Source organism: Streptomyces sp. NPDC006365 (assembly GCF_042870755.1).
Lineage (GTDB): Bacteria > Actinomycetota > Actinomycetes > Streptomycetales > Streptomycetaceae > Streptomyces > Streptomyces xiangluensis.
In genome coordinates this window covers 62,994-78,607 of the sequence record NZ_JBIAHS010000029.1, presented here as the reverse complement: position 1 = coordinate 78,607, position 15,614 = coordinate 62,994, and the positions used below count along the sequence as shown (strand labels likewise).

General features: G+C 68.2%; 15 protein-coding genes. 13 read left to right on the top strand and 2 right to left on the bottom strand.

Annotation, left to right across the window (positions count from 1 at the left end):
* Positions 1-113 precede the first annotated feature (113 nt).
* The 5 genes from ACFYO0_RS43575 to ACFYO0_RS43555 all read left to right on the top strand — a co-directional run bounded on the left by ACFYO0_RS43575 (position 114) and on the right by ACFYO0_RS43555 (position 5,108).
* Complete coding sequence (locus ACFYO0_RS43575) at positions 114-548, top strand: ATP-binding protein (protein WP_388687365.1); 435 nt, start codon at positions 114-116, stop codon at positions 546-548.
* Between the two features lie 11 nt (positions 549-559).
* Positions 560-1,159 carry a Uma2 family endonuclease gene (locus tag ACFYO0_RS43570; protein WP_388687363.1) on the top strand — a complete coding sequence of 200 codons (600 nt, stop codon included), beginning with the start codon at positions 560-562 and terminating at the stop codon, positions 1,157-1,159.
* A 183-nt stretch (positions 1,160-1,342) separates the two neighbouring features.
* A complete protein-coding gene (locus ACFYO0_RS43565; RefSeq protein WP_388687361.1) occupies positions 1,343-3,052 on the top strand; it encodes a serine/threonine-protein kinase in 1,710 nt (569 codons plus the stop codon).
* Positions 3,053-3,165: 113 nt separating this feature from the next.
* The gene (locus ACFYO0_RS43560) at positions 3,166-4,110 is read left to right on the top strand and encodes an NlpC/P60 family protein (RefSeq protein WP_388687402.1); all 945 of its coding nucleotides are present in this window, start codon (positions 3,166-3,168) and stop codon (positions 4,108-4,110) included.
* A 275-nt stretch (positions 4,111-4,385) separates the two neighbouring features.
* On the top strand, positions 4,386-5,108 hold the full coding sequence (locus ACFYO0_RS43555; RefSeq protein WP_388687360.1) for a phosphatase PAP2 family protein: 723 nt from the start codon (positions 4,386-4,388) through the stop codon (positions 5,106-5,108).
* Between the two features lie 118 nt (positions 5,109-5,226).
* Here ACFYO0_RS43555 and ACFYO0_RS43550 read toward each other — a convergent pair whose 3' ends face one another.
* Positions 5,227-6,780: an FAD-binding oxidoreductase gene (locus tag ACFYO0_RS43550; protein WP_388687358.1), complete on the bottom strand. Its 1,554-nt coding sequence runs from the start codon at positions 6,778-6,780 to the stop codon at positions 5,227-5,229.
* A 461-nt stretch (positions 6,781-7,241) separates the two neighbouring features.
* Between ACFYO0_RS43550 and pstS the strand changes: the two genes are divergently transcribed.
* The 6 genes from pstS to ACFYO0_RS43520 all read left to right on the top strand — a co-directional run bounded on the left by pstS (position 7,242) and on the right by ACFYO0_RS43520 (position 13,066).
* Positions 7,242-8,372, top strand: coding sequence for a phosphate ABC transporter substrate-binding protein PstS (gene pstS, locus ACFYO0_RS43545; RefSeq protein ID WP_388687356.1), 1,131 nt, complete (start codon positions 7,242-7,244; stop codon positions 8,370-8,372).
* A 104-nt stretch (positions 8,373-8,476) separates the two neighbouring features.
* On the top strand, positions 8,477-9,478 hold the full coding sequence (pstC, locus tag ACFYO0_RS43540) for a phosphate ABC transporter permease subunit PstC (protein WP_388687354.1): 1,002 nt from the start codon (positions 8,477-8,479) through the stop codon (positions 9,476-9,478).
* Positions 9,475-10,530: a phosphate ABC transporter permease PstA gene (pstA, locus tag ACFYO0_RS43535; protein WP_388687352.1), complete on the top strand. Its 1,056-nt coding sequence runs from the start codon at positions 9,475-9,477 to the stop codon at positions 10,528-10,530. The genes pstC and pstA overlap by 4 nt, the downstream gene beginning before the upstream one ends.
* A gap of 50 nt (positions 10,531-10,580) precedes the next feature.
* Entirely contained in the window at positions 10,581-11,357 is a 777-nt protein-coding gene (pstB, locus tag ACFYO0_RS43530; protein ID WP_165344409.1) for a phosphate ABC transporter ATP-binding protein PstB, read from the top strand.
* A 551-nt stretch (positions 11,358-11,908) separates the two neighbouring features.
* Positions 11,909-12,748, top strand: a complete 840-nt coding sequence (locus ACFYO0_RS43525; protein WP_388687351.1) for a hypothetical protein — start codon at positions 11,909-11,911, stop codon at positions 12,746-12,748.
* Between the two features lie 123 nt (positions 12,749-12,871).
* The gene (locus tag ACFYO0_RS43520) at positions 12,872-13,066 is read left to right on the top strand and encodes a hypothetical protein (RefSeq protein ID WP_388687349.1); all 195 of its coding nucleotides are present in this window, start codon (positions 12,872-12,874) and stop codon (positions 13,064-13,066) included.
* A 97-nt stretch (positions 13,067-13,163) separates the two neighbouring features.
* Here ACFYO0_RS43520 and ACFYO0_RS43515 read toward each other — a convergent pair whose 3' ends face one another.
* Positions 13,164-13,520, bottom strand: coding sequence for a metal-sensitive transcriptional regulator (locus ACFYO0_RS43515; RefSeq protein WP_388687347.1), 357 nt, complete (start codon positions 13,518-13,520; stop codon positions 13,164-13,166).
* A gap of 256 nt (positions 13,521-13,776) precedes the next feature.
* Between ACFYO0_RS43515 and ACFYO0_RS43510 the strand changes: the two genes are divergently transcribed.
* Both ACFYO0_RS43510 and ACFYO0_RS43505 read left to right on the top strand, forming a co-directional pair.
* The gene (locus ACFYO0_RS43510; protein ID WP_328770634.1) at positions 13,777-14,397 is read left to right on the top strand and encodes a DUF47 family protein; all 621 of its coding nucleotides are present in this window, start codon (positions 13,777-13,779) and stop codon (positions 14,395-14,397) included.
* 7 nt (positions 14,398-14,404) lie between these two features.
* The gene (locus ACFYO0_RS43505) at positions 14,405-15,403 is read left to right on the top strand and encodes an anion permease (RefSeq protein ID WP_388687345.1); all 999 of its coding nucleotides are present in this window, start codon (positions 14,405-14,407) and stop codon (positions 15,401-15,403) included.
* Positions 15,404-15,614 lie beyond the last annotated feature (211 nt).

The window sequence follows — 15,614 nt, the reverse complement described above, 5'->3', positions numbered from 1 at the left end:
AATGCGTGCCGCTAGCTTATAACTCGGCGCCTCCACCCAGAAGCACCCCGCTCGACGGAGCGGCCTCGTCACTGGGCAACCGTCCAACTCCCCTCCGTGATCGGAGACTTCCGATGGCAACCGTATCCTCGTCCTGGGCTTACACCCTCCAACTCCCGCACGATCTCCGCGCCCCCGGCGTCGCCCGCGCAACCCTGCGCACGGTCCTCGCCGCCCACGACCTCACCGAACTCACCCCCACCGCCGAGCTGTTGGCCTCCGAACTGCTCACCAACGCGCACCTGCACACCAAGGGCCCGTACGCCCTGCGCCTGCGGGGCGCGGACTCCGGGCGGCTCCGCATCGGCGTATGGGACTCCGACCCCGTCGTCCCGCCCGGCTTCGACGACGTACCCGCACCGGTCGCGGTGGACGCCGAACACGGCCGAGGCCTGCACCTCGTACGGGCCTGCGCCGACGCGTGGGGCGCCTCCGTACCGCGCAAACTGGGTGCCTCCGAGGGCGGCAAAGTGCTGTGGGCTGAGTGCCGGGGCGGTGCCCTGCGGTGAAGGGCTATGGGATGTACTCGCGCCCCCGCCCGGGGAATCTGCGCGAGATCGCCGAGAAGATCGAGGACGCGACGGGTCTGCGGGTGCAGATCGTGGGCGGGAAGCTCGTGATGGCCCCTGCCCGGCGTGGCAAGCATGTGGGCGTGGTGATGCGGCTGAAGGGGCAGCTCGACACAGTCCTGCCCGAAGGGCTGGGAGCGTTCGAGGCGTCCTCGATCGCCCTGCCGGAAGAGGAAGACCCGGATGACTACGTCACGCCTGACCTGATCGTCCTGCCCCTGGAGTGGGCGGCGGACGACGACTGGCTGGTCGCCTCCGAGGACGCGGCGCTCGCTGTCGAGGTCATCTCCAGTTCCGAGAAGTCCCGGGAGATCAGGGACAAGGCCGACTGGTACGCGGTCTCGCGCGTGCCTGTTCTCCTCGTCATCGACCCCCGCAAGGGCACCTGGGCCCTGCACACCCGCCCGGACAACGGCACTTATCAGGACGTGCTGCCGGGCAAGTTCGGGGAACCGGTGCCGCTTCCCGCACCCCTCGGATTCGAGGTCGCCACGGATCATTTCCTTGTGTATGGCCCTTCGCCGTGGTCCGGGCGGGCTCCCGACGCGTAGCGCCGCGGTTCACAGGTGTTCGTCAGACTGGGCCATGAATCCTCGCACCTGGCTGGTCCAGACTGACTTCCCCCGTTCGGAAGCGAAGCCCTCGTGCTCCACCGCGAGGCTGCAGACCCGTAGACCCGGTAATCGTTGAGTGGAGGGCGACGGTGAACTGACCCGTATGGCAAGGTCAGTTCGGTGGACGCACTCAAAGATCGGGATCCTGCGCGCATAGGCTCGTACACGTTGCTCGCCCGGCTTGGCGCGGGCGGCATGGGGCAGGTGTATCTCGGCAGGTCGCCGGGTGGGCGGCTCGTGGCGTTGAAGGTGATCCGTGAAGAGATCACCGACCACCCGGAGGCGCTGGCCCGGTTCCGGCGTGAGGTGGAGACCGCGCGGGCGGTGCGGAGTGCGTACACGGCGAATCTCATCGATGCGTCGCTGGATGCCGCGCCCTACTGGCTCGCCACCGAGTACGTGTCGGGGCCGACGCTCGGCGGAGCCGTCGCCGCGCGCGGGCCGCTGCCGCCAGAGACATGCCGACGGCTGTTCGCCGCGCTCGCGGAAGGTCTCGCGGCGGTGCACGAACACGGCGTCACGCACCGGGACCTCAAGCCGCAGAACGTCATCCTCGCGGCCCAGGGTCCGCAGCTCATCGACTTCGGAATCGCGCGGGGTGCCGGGCAGACGGCGCTCACCGAGGCGGGGTCCGCGCCCGGCACGCCCGGTTTCACCGCTCCCGAGGTGTTGATACGCAACGACGTCGGGTCGGCGGCCGACGTGTTCGCGCTCGGCGCGACACTCGCGTACGCGGCGACCGGGCGGCCACCGTTCGGCATGGGGGAGCCCGCCGGGGTGAGCTATCGAGCCGTCCACGAACCCATCGATCTCGCGGGCGTGGAACCGCAGTTGGCGCAGCTCGTCGAGGCCTGCGTCGCCAAGGACCCGGCGGCGCGGCCCCCTCTCGCCGAGGTCATCGCGCGGTGCGGGGTGCGGGCGGCGCTGGTTGAGGACCCTTTCTACGGGAGCCTCGCGGAGCTTGGGGAGGCGGTGCCGCAGACGCCGCCTCAGGGCGTTCCGCCGGTTCCGGCTGTCCCGCCCCTGGGATCGCATGAGTTGCCGACGGCCTCGGCCTCGGGCGCCTATGGATACACGCCCACCCAGCTCTCCCAGCCGGCGCGTCGTCTTACCCGGCCTTGGATGGTCGCCGTGGCGGTGGGCCTAGTGGTGGGGATCGGGGCGGCCTTCGTCCTGATCCCGCGGGAGAACGACAAGGGTGGCAAGAGCGGCGACAGCAGTGCGCGCGCCGACAAGTCGCCCACGTCTGCGGCCAGTACGCCGTCGTCCGGATCGGGGAAGGGCGGCGCGCCCGCTTACGCGGAGGACAAGCTTGACCGCAACCTCTGGGACTCGGCCGACGGGAAGTGCAACCTGCCCTACGAAGAGCGTCCGAGTGAGAAGTTCCTGCACTCCATCGCCGATCCTGACGACATGGGGCCCAAGAACCCGGAGACCACCACGTTCAAGGACAAGGCGCAGATCGGGTTCGTCGACGTGGCGCCGTCCGCCGACGCCGGCAAAGAGCCGTACTACGTCGCCATCAGCGTCAAGCCCCCCCACGACATCGATCCGAGCACCGGAAAACCCGTCGAGGGGCTACTCAGCGCCAACCCGAACGTGGGCTACACCAGTAAGCCGGTCGACCTCTACGGCGGCGGCGGTCCGAGCGAGTGGAAGTACGTCACGTACCCCGACGACTTCCGCACCTGGCTGGTCGGCGGCCGCGAGTCGAGCCCCGCCATTCCCCTCGCCAACGACCCCGGCGACTGGACCGTGCAGTTCCACCACATCCGGGCCCCCGATGACTACTCGAGCATCCTGTGCGCCGGTTTCACAGCGGCGAATTGACGCCATACTCGCTGGAAATGTCCTTGAACTGCGCCGATATGGGGGAGGGTTGAGCCGTGCGAAAAGTGTGGGTGGCCAGTGGCATCGCGGTCGGGCTCGGGCTGAGCCTCGTGATGCTGCTCGTCGTCGGGGTGTACGTCGTGGCCGGGAACCTTGCCAACGGTGTGGGCAAGGGGAGTGTCGGGCTCGCCAAGGGGGCCGTGCCGGGGGCGTATCAGGCATTGGTTCAGAAGTGGGGAAACCTGTGCCCCGCCATCAACCCCGCGCTGCTCGCCGCTCAGCTCTACCAGGAGAGTGGCTGGGATCCTGACGTCACCAGCCACGCCGACGCGCGCGGCATCGCCCAGTTCATCCCCGGCACCTGGGCCACCCACGGCATCGACGGCGACGGGGACGGGGACCGTGACATCTGGGATCCGAATGACGCGATCCCGTCGGCCGCTTCTTACGACTGCAAGCTCGCCTCGTACGTGAAGGACGCGCCCGGCGACCCGACGAAGAACATGCTCGCCGCCTACAACGCGGGGGCGTACGCCGTCATCAAGTACGGGGGTGTGCCGCCGTACAAGGAGACGCAGAACTACGTCAAGACGATCACCACGCTGCAGGACAGCTTCGCCGCGCCCGTCGGCCGGGTGCAGCCCTCGCAGCAGGCGGCCGGGGCGATCGGCTACGCGCAGAAGAAGCTCGGGACGCTGTATCTGTGGGGCGGGAACGGTACCGCTGACCAGGGCGGACGCTTCGACTGCTCGGGGCTGACGAAGGCCGCGTACGAGAGTGTGGGGATCGAGCTGCCTCGGGTCGCCAACGATCAGTACAACGCCGGGCCGCACCCGAAGCGGGAGGAACTGCTGCCGGGTGATCTGGTGTTCTTCTCGGACGACCTCACCAATTCCCGGGCCATCCGGCATGTGGGCATTTACGTGGGCGGCGGATACATGATCAACGCGCCGCGGCCAGGCGCCGTGATCCGGTTCGACCCGATCGATACGCCCGACTACTTCGGCGCGACACGGGTCACCGAAGATGGTGCGAAAGCGTTGCCTACCACGGTGTGAATCTGGCTGGATCCCACTGTTACTGGCTGTTACAGTCGCTCTCTGATCGGCCTCTGAGCTGCGGGAATGTGTCTCTCTTCGATAACGTCTGCGTGATCATTCGGTGGACTGTGGAACGTAGAGAAGGGGACCATGCGTTCCATTGGCGTACGACAGGCGTGCGATCGACGGACGACTGACGTACGACTGGCCGACCACGGGGGTTGATGGCGCGGCTCATCGCGGAGCTGGGCTCGAATGCACGACGAAGATCATGACGAAGGGGCCGCTGCACCATGGCTGGACTCGCCGAATCCGGGTCGAACCCCGACGTCGACTTGCTCTACGACATCAACGGACTTGCCAAGGACGCCCCCGGCTGGTTCGACGGGATCATGGAATTCATGGGTGAGTGGGGGATCCTGCTCGCCATGGTGCTGCTCGTGCTGGGCTGCTGGTGGACCGTGCGGCGGCGGGGTGGCGAGGACGCCGCCCCCTCCGTGGCCGCGCTGATGTGGGCGCCGCTCGCGGCCGGTATCGCGGTGCTGGTGAACGTGCCGATACGGGGCTTTGTGGAGCGGCCCCGGCCCTTCCGTGAACACGAGGGACTCGAGGTCCTCATCGGCGGCAAGACCGACTATTCGTTCGTGAGCGATCATGCGACGCTCACCATGGCGATGGCTGTCGGGTTGTTCATCGCGAACCGGAAGTTCGGGCTGCTGGGGCTCGGGCTCGCGCTGGTCGAGGGGTTCCTCCGGGTCTACATGGGCGTGCACTACCCGACCGACGTCATCGGTGGCTTTGCCCTGGGGACTGCTGTCGTGCTGCTGCTCTCGCCGCTCGCCATGGCGCTGCTGACGCCGGTGACGCGGGCTGCTGAGCGGTCGGCTCGGGCGGGGCGGGTGATCCGGGCTCGCGGGAACTCCCCTGATGAGCCTGATGAGAGGGACGAGCACGTGATATCCGGGGCCAGCGGCGACGCCGGGGCCGATGCGGAGGAGCGTGACCTCGCGGCGTAGGGCGGCGGCGGATGGCGTGTACGCGTCCGCCACTGGCCCGGCGCCACTGGCCCTCGCCACGGTGACCCGCCGCCGGCCCGCACCCCACCGGCCCTCGGCACGGTGACCTGCCACCGCCCTACAGCGCCTGCGGGTAAGCAAAGAAGCCGTCCGGGTCGTATCGCCTCTTGAGCTTCGCCAGCCGGTTCGCCGCCGGCCCGTAGTACGCCGTACGCCAGTCCCTGAGCGTCGAGTCCGTGTAGTTCTGGTACGCCGCCCCCGAAGCGTGGCGCCTCATCGCGGCATGGGCTTCGCCCAGCCAGGACTGGGCCGCCGAACCGGAGGTTCCCGCGCGCCAGGACGCGATGTACTGGGCCAGCAGGCGGGAGCGGCGGTGCACGAAGGCCGTCGCCGTGGGGGCCACGCGGTTGATCTCGCCGCCCAGCGCCGTCAGCTGGATGGTGCCGGCGCCGCCTCGTACCGACTCGATCTGGTTCAGCATCGTCTGGATGCCCGTCGTCGAGATCGCGCGGTCGAAGAAGTCCGAGCGGGCGGCGTACGTCTCGCGGCCCAGCGCGCCCTCGGGGGAGCGGCCGGGGGTCGTGCCGGGCAGATGGCACTGGGCGTCGGACGAGAAGGACGAGCAGCCCGCGTACACCTCCATCGACTCCTCGTACGAGCGGCGCCGGAGTGAGGCGTTGCCGGGCTGGGCGCCGATCCGGTCGGCCAGGCGGTCCACCGCGTTCTGCAGCTCGGCGTCGGTGCCGAGGGAGAAGGCGGAGATGGAGATGGTGGGGGCGGCGCCGGCCGTGTTCGCGAGGTGGATCGAGGACCAGATCTCGTCGGGCTGGTCCGGGCCCCACTCCTGCCAGGCCGCGAGCACGGCGGCGGCCCGGGACCAGGGCCAGGTCAGATTCGCGGTGACCGCCTGCGGGGCCGGGTGGGTGCGGAAACGCAGTTCGGTGACCACGCCGAAGTTGCCGTTGCCCGCGCCGCGCAGCGCCCAGAAGAGGTCCTTGTTGTCGTCGGCGTCGGCCGTCAGCTCTTTGCCGGCGGCGGTGATCAGCGTGGCCCGGGTGAGGCTGTCGCAGGTCAGGCCGTACGCGCGCGAGACCACGCCGTGGCCGCCGCCGAGCGTGAGGCCCGAGACGCCGACGCTCGGGCACGAGCCGGCCGGGATCGTGACGCCCTTCGCGGCGAGCGCGCGGTAGACGTCGATCAGCTTGGCGCCCGCGCCGATGACCGCCTCGTTGCCCGAGGGCCGGACTTTGGCGATCTTCGATACGTCGACGATGAGGCGACCATTGCCCGAGGACCAGCCGGCGTAGGAATGGCCGCCGTTGCGGATGGCGGCGGGGACCTTGTGGGCACGGGCGTACGCCAGCGTCGTCCGGATGTCGTCCGCGTGGGCGACGTACGCGACGGCCGTCGGCTTCAGCGAGTCGAAGCGCGTGTTGTAGAGCTGGCGGGCGGCTGCCCAGGCCTCGTCGCCCGGCCGGACCAGGCTGCCGTCCAGATCCTTGGCGAGGCCTGTCAGGCCGGCCGCGACAGCCCCGCTCTGTGTCCCGATCGGCGTACTTGACGTGCGCGCCCCCTCGGTGGTCTGCGGCTCGGAGCCGCTGCCGCTGCACCCGGCGGTGACCGCGGCGGCGAGGGCCGCGGTGCCTCCGCCTACGAACGTACGCCGTCGCATGAGTCCTCCCGTGGTTTCACGTGGAACGAGACGGGCTTGCGGAGTTGAGGGTTCCATCTCCTGCCGGTGAGCGGGAGGTGAGCGAGACTTGGGGAGACGGTCGGCGAGACACGAGCGGCTTACTCGTACGTTGACCAGGAGGCGAGGAGGTGCGGAAACCCTCACGTGCTCTCCCCGTGAGCATTCCGTGACCTCACCGCACTGACGGCAGGGGTTCACCTTCCGTTCACTCACGGCCATCGGCCGCTTCACCTCTTCTGCCTAATTTCGGCCTTACGCGGTGCGTGGTGCGAACGGAAGTGAGCTCACGTATCACTCGAATTCGGCGGTACATACGCAATATCGGTACGTACTGGCAAGTATGACGTTGGCAAGTACGACGGCAGTCTCCTACGGACGAGGGGCTGCACCACGACTTCGCACGCCGCCTGTGGGGCGGCTCCTGGAAGGAACTCCCGAAAGTGAAGCTTCAGCGCAAGAACCGGCTGCGCGCCCTTTCCCTCGGTGCTGTCGCCGTCTCCGGCGCCCTGGCCCTGACGGCGTGCGGCTCCGACGACACGGGTGGCGGCACTGGCGGTGGCGACGCGGGCAGTGCCCCGGCAAGCAACATCAAGTGCGACGACGCCAAGGGGCAGCTGCTCGCCGATGGTTCGTCCGCGCAGAAGAACGCGATGGACGCCTGGGTCAAGCAGTTCTCGGCCGCCTGTGGGGTGCAGATCAACTACAAGGCCGGCGGCTCCGGCGCCGGCGTCACCGCGTTCACCCAGGGTCAGGTCGCCTTCGCGGGTTCCGACTCCGCGCTGAAGCCCGAAGAGGTCACGGCCTCCAAGCAGCAGTGCGAGGGCGGCCAGGGCATCAACCTCCCGATGGTCGGCGGCCCGATCGCCGTCGGCTACAAGCTCTCCGGGGTCGACAACCTGGTCCTGGACGCCGACACGCTGGCCAAGATCTTCGACAGCCAGATCACCAAGTGGAACGACCCGGCGATCGCGAAGCTGAACCCCGAGGCCAAGCTGCCCGGAACCAAGATCCAGGCCTTCCACCGCTCGGACGAGTCCGGCACCACGGACAACTTCACCAAGTACCTCAAGGCGGCGGCCCCCGACGTCTGGGGCAAGTACGAGGGTGGCAAGGCCTGGGAGGCCAAGGGCGGCCAGTCCGCTCCGCAGTCCTCCGGTGTCACCGCGCAGGTGAAGCAGACCGAGGGCGCCATCGGCTACATGGAGCTGTCGTACGCCAAGGAGGGCATGAACACGGTCGACCTCGACACGGGTGCGCCCGCGCCGGTCGAGGCCACGGTCGACAACGCCACCAAGGCCATCGCCGAAGCCAAGGTCGTCGGCACGGGCAACGACCTCGCGCTCGAGCTGAACTACGAGACCAAGGCCGAGGGTGCCTACCCGATGGTCCTGGTCACGTACGAGATCGTCTGTGACAAGGGCAACAAGGCGGAAACCCTGCCCGCCACCAAGGCCTTCCTGACCTACATGGCCAGCGAAGACGGCCAGAAGATCCTCGCGGAGAACGACTACGCGCCGATCCCCGCCGACATCATCACCAAGGTCCGTACGACCATCGAGGGCCTGAGCTGACCTGAGTGCGGCCCGGTCCTGTTCGACCGGGCCGGGCCGCATCGTCCGGTGCACCGCCGCCAGGAGTCGCTCAGCATGGGCGGCTCCGCAGACCGGAGAACCCGATGGGTATACCAACACAAGACACAGTGCCTCCCCCCGCCAAGCCATCCGCGACCGAACAGAAGCGAGCCGCCCGCGGCGCCACCCGGCCCGGAGACCGGATCTTCCTCGGTCTCACCCGCGGGTCGGGCATCCTCCTGCTGGTGATCATGGCCGCCATCGCGGTCTTCCTCACCTATCGCGCCACACTCGCGATCAGCAAGGACGAGGGCAACTTCCTCACCACCTTCGACTGGAACACCTCCGCCGACCCGCCGGTGTTCGGCATCGCCGTCCTGGCTTTCGGCACGGTGGTCTCCTCGGTCATCGCCCTGATCATCGCGGTTCCGATCGCGGTGGCCATCGCGCTCTTCCTCACGCACTACGCCCCGCGCCGCCTCAGCGGCCCCATCGCGTACGTGATCGACCTGCTCGCCGCGGTGCCGTCCATCGTGTACGGCCTGTGGGGCGCCCTCATCCTCGTACCGCATCTGATCGGCCTCTACAGCTGGCTGGACGCATACCTCGGCTGGACCGGCATCTTCGAGTGGCAGGGCGGCGCCCCCCGCTCGATGCTCACCGTCGGCATCCTGCTCGCGATCATGATCCTGCCGATCATCACGAACGTGAGCCGTGAGGTCTTCCGCCAGGCCCCGAAGATGATCGAGGAGGCGGCCCTGGCTCTCGGCGCCACGCGCTGGGAGGTCATCCGCATGGCCGTCCTGCCCTTCGGCCGCTCCGGCGTGATCTCCGCCTCGATGCTCGGCCTCGGCCGCGCGCTCGGCGAGACGATGGCCGTCGCCACCGTGCTGTCGCCGGACTTCCTGATCCGCGCCAGTCTGCTCGAGCCGGGCGGCGGCACCTTCGCCCAGAACATCGCCAGCAAGTTCAGCGAGGCGACGGAGTTCGGCCGGGACGCGCTCATCGCCTCCGGTCTGGTCCTCTTCGTCATCACCCTGCTGGTCAACGGTGCGGCCCGCGCGATCATCGCCCGCCGCAAGGAGTACTCGGGGGCCAACGCATGAGCCACGCAGCCGTCACCGACAAGCGCCCCAGCACCCTGCGCGGCGCCCACCTCCCCAAGTGGTTCGCCTGGGCGACCGCAGCGGGCTCCCTCGCCCTCGCCGTCGGCATCGGCCTGGCGGCCGGCCTGCACAGCAAGATCCAGTGGGGCCTGATCGCCGCGATCCTCTTCGTCCTCGGTACGTACGTCATCTCCACGAAGGTCGAGGGCAAGCGGCAGGCCAAGGACCGCGTCGCGACCTCCGTGGTGTGGGTGGCGTTCCTGCTCGCCGTCGTCCCGCTGGTCTCCCTGGTCTGGACGACCGTCTCGCGCGGTGTGAAGGTCCTCGACGTTTACTTCCTGACCCACTCGATGGGTGTGGTCGCGGACGACGAGGTCGGTGGCGGTATCAACCACGCCATCATCGGCACCGTGCAGCAGGTCGGCATCGCCACCCTGATCGGTGCGCCGATCGGTGTGCTCACCGCGATCTACCTGGTGGAGTACGGGCGAGGCAGGCTCGCCAAGGCCGTCACCTTCTTCGTCGACGTCATGACGGGTATCCCGTCGATCGTCGCGGGTCTGTTCATCCTCAGCCTCATGCTGATGTTCGACATGCAGCCCTTCGGCTTCGCCGGATCGCTCGCGCTGGCCATCCTGATGATGCCGGTCGTGGTCCGCTCCACCGAGGAGATGCTCAAGCTCGTGCCGAACGAGCTGCGCGAGGCCTCCCTCGCGCTGGGCGTCCCCAAGTGGCGCACCATCATCAAGGTGGTCGTGCCGACCTCTATCGGCGGCATCACCACCGGCATCATGCTGGCGGTAGCCCGTATCGCCGGTGAGACCGCGCCCATCCTGCTGCTGGTGTTCGGCGGCAACTTCATCAACTCGAACCCGTTCGAGGGCCCGCAGCAGGCGCTGCCGCTCTACATCTACCAGCAGTACGGGGCGGGCTCGACCGCGGGGTACGACCGTGCCTGGGCGGCCTCGCTCGTGCTGATCGCCATCGTGATGATCCTCAACCTCGCGGCCCGCGGCATCGCCCGCTGGAAGGCCCCGAAGGCTGGTCGCTGACGCGGCCATACAGCGACCGGACTTGAACCCCCGAAAGAAGCAGTGATCCCATGGCCAAGCGAATCGACGTAAGCGGTCTGACCGCCTACTACAGCGCCCACAAGGCAATCGAAGACATTTCCATGACCGTCGAGCCCCGCTCCGTGACGGCCTTCATCGGTCCGTCCGGCTGCGGCAAGTCGACGTTCCTGCGCACGCTGAACCGTATGCACGAGGTCACCCCCGGTGGCCGCGTCGAGGGCAAGGTGCTGCTCGACGACGAGGACCTGTACGGGTCCGGGGTCGACCCCGTCGCCGTACGCAGCACGATCGGCATGGTCTTCCAGCGGCCCAACCCCTTCCCCACGATGTCGATCTTCGACAACGTCGCGGCGGGGCTTCGGCTCAACGGCTCGTACAAGAAGGCCGAGCTGGCGGACGTCGTCGAGAAGTCCCTCAAGGGTGCGAACCTCTGGAACGAGGTCAAGGACCGCCTGAACAAGCCCGGTTCGGGCCTTTCGGGTGGTCAGCAGCAGCGTCTCTGCATCGCCCGTGCGATCGCGGTCGAGCCGCAGGTGCTGCTGATGGACGAGCCCTGCTCCGCCCTCGACCCGATCTCGACGCTTGCGATCGAGGATCTGATCGGGGAGCTGAAGGAGCGCTTCACGATCGTCATCGTGACGCACAACATGCAGCAGGCGGCTCGTGTCTCCGACCGCACCGCCTTCTTCAACCTCTCGGCGGTGGGCCAGCCCGGCAAGCTCATCGAGATCGACGAGACGGAACGGATCTTCTCCAACCCGTCCGTCCAGGCGACCGAGGACTACATCTCCGGCCGCTTCGGCTGATGCCAGACCCCTCGCGGTGCTGCATGGCGGTGCCACCGCGAGGTCGATAGGGCCCGCCCCTGGCTCCCGGGGGCGGGCCCGTCACTTTGGGCTCCGCCTCGGTCCCCCTTGAGGGTTGTGTGCGGCTGCGGGTTGGTTGTGGCTGGTCGCTCCCCCATTATCGGCTGCTCCCCACTCTCGGCTTCGCTCGAGGGGGGACGCCCATGAGCGGGGGCCCATCGCGGCGGAGCCGCACATTGACACGGCCCCGCGCCCCTACAGGGGCGCCGCCGAGTGCCCCTGCGCATCCTGTCTCGCCAGACTCCGCGCCCGCCGCGCCGGCCCCCGCCAGCCGCAACTGCACCGCGCCACGCAGAAGGGGCCCTGTTCGACCGTTGTCGTGCGGTGTTCCGGGGGCTCGGCCTCGGCTTGTTCTGCCACGGTCACCACCGTACAGAGGCTGAGTAAACGCTTGCCTCACTAGCACCACGGCGTGACGACGCCCATGACCCGTCGTTAAGGCCAACGACAGGAGGCGCGCGAAGGACGGCCCGGCTGGGGGTAGGCAGGCGATGGTGGAGCGGCAGCACAGGGGCGGGAGCGGGGTGGTCGCCCTGGCCGCCACGGTGGCGGGGCTGATGGTGTGCGCCACCGGATGCACGGGCAGCGGAGCCGCGGCCGAGAACACGCGCACCGCCACCGCCCCGGTGGAAGTGCTGCGGCAGGCCTCCACGAACCTTGTGCGGGCGGGCAGTTCCAAGGCGCACACCTCGATGGAAATGGCCACCGGCGGTACCCGCGTGACCATCCGCGGTAAGGGCGTGTACGACTACCGGCGGCAGGTCGGCCGCCTGAAGGTGCGCCTCCCCCAGGACCCGGCCGGCGCCGACGGGCACCGTCCGATCACCGAACTGCTCGCACCGGGCGCCCTCTACATGAAGAACCGCGGAGCCGGAGTGCCCGCCGACAAATGGGTCCGCGTCGACACGGCCACCCTCTCCGACGGCAATCTCGTCACCGGCGGCGCCACCGATCCCTTCGCCGCCGCCGAACTGCTGCGGGGCACGCGCAAGGCGACATACGTGGGCAGGACGAGCGTCGCGGGCACGCCCGTACGGCACTACCGCGGGACCGCCGACCTGGGCGAGGCGGCGGAGCGGGCCTCGGACGGCAACCGCGGGCCCCTGCGGGCGGCGGCGAAGGGGTTCGCCTCCGCCGATGTCCCCTTCGACGCCTACCTCGACGAACAAGGACGCATCCGGAAGCTCCGGCACCGCTTCAGCTTTGTGAACGGGCAGCAGGAGAGTACGGTCGCGGTCGCCTCTACGTTGCTGCTGTACGACTTCGGGGCCCCCGTGGACGTACGGCTGCCGGCGGCCGGGGACATCTACGCGGGAAAGATCGCCGAGTAGCCGGAGCCCCACCGGATCGCTTGCCCGGCCGGAATGTGCGGGGCCGGAAATGGTCCGTTGGTGCCATGCGCCGTGTGTAGGCCGCTCCCTACTCTAGGAAGCCGGTGACGGCAGGAAGAGGTGATGCACGTGGCTCCGGCGCGCGGTACGGCAGTTCAGGACCACGTGGCCCTCGCCGAGATCGAGCTGTGCGGCGACCTGATCATCGCGGCCTCGGCCGCCGGTGAGGACCGGCTCAGCCCTGACCGCATCGACGAGGTGCTCAAGCTGGCCGAGGAGCGCTTCCTCGAGGAATACGGCGAGGACACCGAGAAATAGACGTGGCGCGGTTCCGCCGCGCCACGTTGCTTAGAACGCCACCGATGCGGCAGGTACGTACGTACGCGAATGTCGGGTGTGCGTACGTACGCGAATGTCACGTACGCAACAGCCGCCCGATCGCCTTCGTCGCCTCCTCCACCTTGGCGTCGATCTCCGCCCCACCCTTGACGGCCGCGTCCGCGACGCAGTGGCGGAGGTGCTCCTCGAGGAGTTGGAGGGCGAAGGACTGGAGGGCCTTCGTGGAGGCGGAGACCTGGGTGAGTATGTCGATGCAGTAGACGTCCTCGTCGACCATCCGCTGCAGCCCTCGGATCTGGCCCTCGATCCGGCGCAGACGCTTGAGGTGCTCGTCCTTCTCCTTGTGGTAGCCGTGGACCCCCCGGTCGTGATCGGTCACCACGTCCGGCGCGCCTGCGGAGGGCGCGGTCTCTCCGGTCTCGGTCGTCGTCATCGCGTCCTCCTGCTGCTCGTCCCGGCGAACGTGCCTGGTTCGTCTCTTACGTATACCGGGGATGGGTATATGGTAGCGAATTTTGCTGGGTATACGGCCCTTGGCCGATACGCCGATACCCCCGGTCGACCGCCCTGTGGGCCCCGTGCGGAGCACTTTGCCTGATGGGTGACACTGGAGGACGGCCCGTTTCCCGTGGCTGGATGATGCACCTAGCATCAGCCTGACCGAAACCAAAGCAATCCGAGGAACCCACGTGCGATTTCGTCTGACCCCCAGGGAGACGAGCTTCTACGACATGTTCGCCGCCTCCGCGGACAACATCGTCACGGGCTCCAAGCTCCTGATGGAACTGCTCGGGGCTGACGCCTCCGGCCGGACCGAGATCGCCGAGCGTATGCGGGCCGCGGAACATGCCGGTGACGATGCCACACACGCGATCTTCCACCAGTTGAACTCCTCGTTCATCACGCCGTTCGACCGCGAGGACATCTACAAACTCGCATCGTGCCTCGACGACATCATGGACTTCATGGAGGAGGCCGTCGACCTGGTCGTCCTCTATAACGTCGAGGAGCTTCCGAAGGGCGTCGAGCAGCAGATCGAGGTACTGGCGCGGGCGGCCGAGCTGACGGCCGAGGCCATGCCGAACCTCCGCACGATGGACAACCTCACCGAGTACTGGATCGAGGTCAACCGCCTGGAGAACCAGGCCGACCAGATCCACAGAAAGCTTCTTGCGCACCTGTTCAACGGCAAGTACGACGCCATCGAGGTGCTCAAGCTCAAGCAGATCGTGGATGTGCTGGAGGAAGCGGCGGACGCGTTCGAGCACGTGGCGAACACGGTGGAGACCATCGCCGTCAAGGAGTCCTGACCTCTCCATGGACACCTTCGCTCTGGTCGTGACCATCGGGGTCGCGCTCTTCTTCACGTACACAAACGGCTTTCACGATTCGGCGAACGCGATCGCGACATCCGTGTCGACACGGGCGCTGACGCCGCGGGCGGCGCTCGTGATGGCCGCGGTGATGAACCTCGTGGGTGCCTTTCTCGGCAGCGGGGTCGCCAAGACGGTCAGCGAGGGGCTGATCTCCACGCCGCATGGCTCGAAGGGGATGGGCATCCTCTTCGCGGCGCTCGTCGGCGCGATCACCTGGAACCTGATCACCTGGTACTTCGGCCTGCCGTCCTCCTCTTCCCATGCCTTGTTCGGTGGCATGGTCGGCGCGGCTCTGGCCGGCGGTACGACCGTCTACTGGTCCGGGGTGCTGGAGAAGATCATCATCCCGATGTTCGTCTCGCCGCTGGTCGGTCTGGGTGTGGGCTATCTGGTGATGACGGCGATCATGTGGATCTTCCGCCACTCGAATCCGCACAAGGCGAAGCGTGGTTTCCGTATAGCGCAGACGGTGTCGGCGGCGGGGATGGCGCTCGGTCACGGTCTCCAGGACGCGCAGAAGACGATGGGCATCGTGGTGATGGCACTGGTCATCGCGGATGTCGAGGACTACGGCGATCCGATACCGGTGTGGGTGAAGGTGGCCTGTGCGGTGATGCTGTCGCTGGGGACGTATGCGGGGGGCTGGCGCATCATGCGGACGCTCGGCCGCAAGATCATCGAGCTCGATCCGCCTCAGGGCTTTGCCGCGGAGACGACCGGGGCGTCGATCATGTTCGTCACGGCCTTCCTCTTCAAGGCGCCCATCTCCACGACCCATATCATCACGTCGGCGATCATGGGTGTGGGTGCGACGAAGCGGGTGAATGCCGTGCGCTGGGGGGTCGCCAAGAACATCGTTCTCGGCTGGTTCATCACGATGCCGGCGGCTGCGCTGGTCGCGGCGCTGAGCTTCTGGGTCGTGAACCTGGCGTTTCTGTAGGCGGGGTTTCTCGCCCCCGCCGCCCCTACCCGTCCCATCCCGGGGCCAGCCCCGGACCCCGCTGGGGGCTGCGCCCCCAGACCCCCTTTGGGGCTCCGCCCCCGGACCCCGCTGGGCGCCCCGCCCACAGACCGGCTTCGGGGCTCCGCTCCAGGCCCCTTTGGGGCTCCGCCCCAGGCTTCCGCTGGGCGCCCCGCTCCAGGATCCCGCC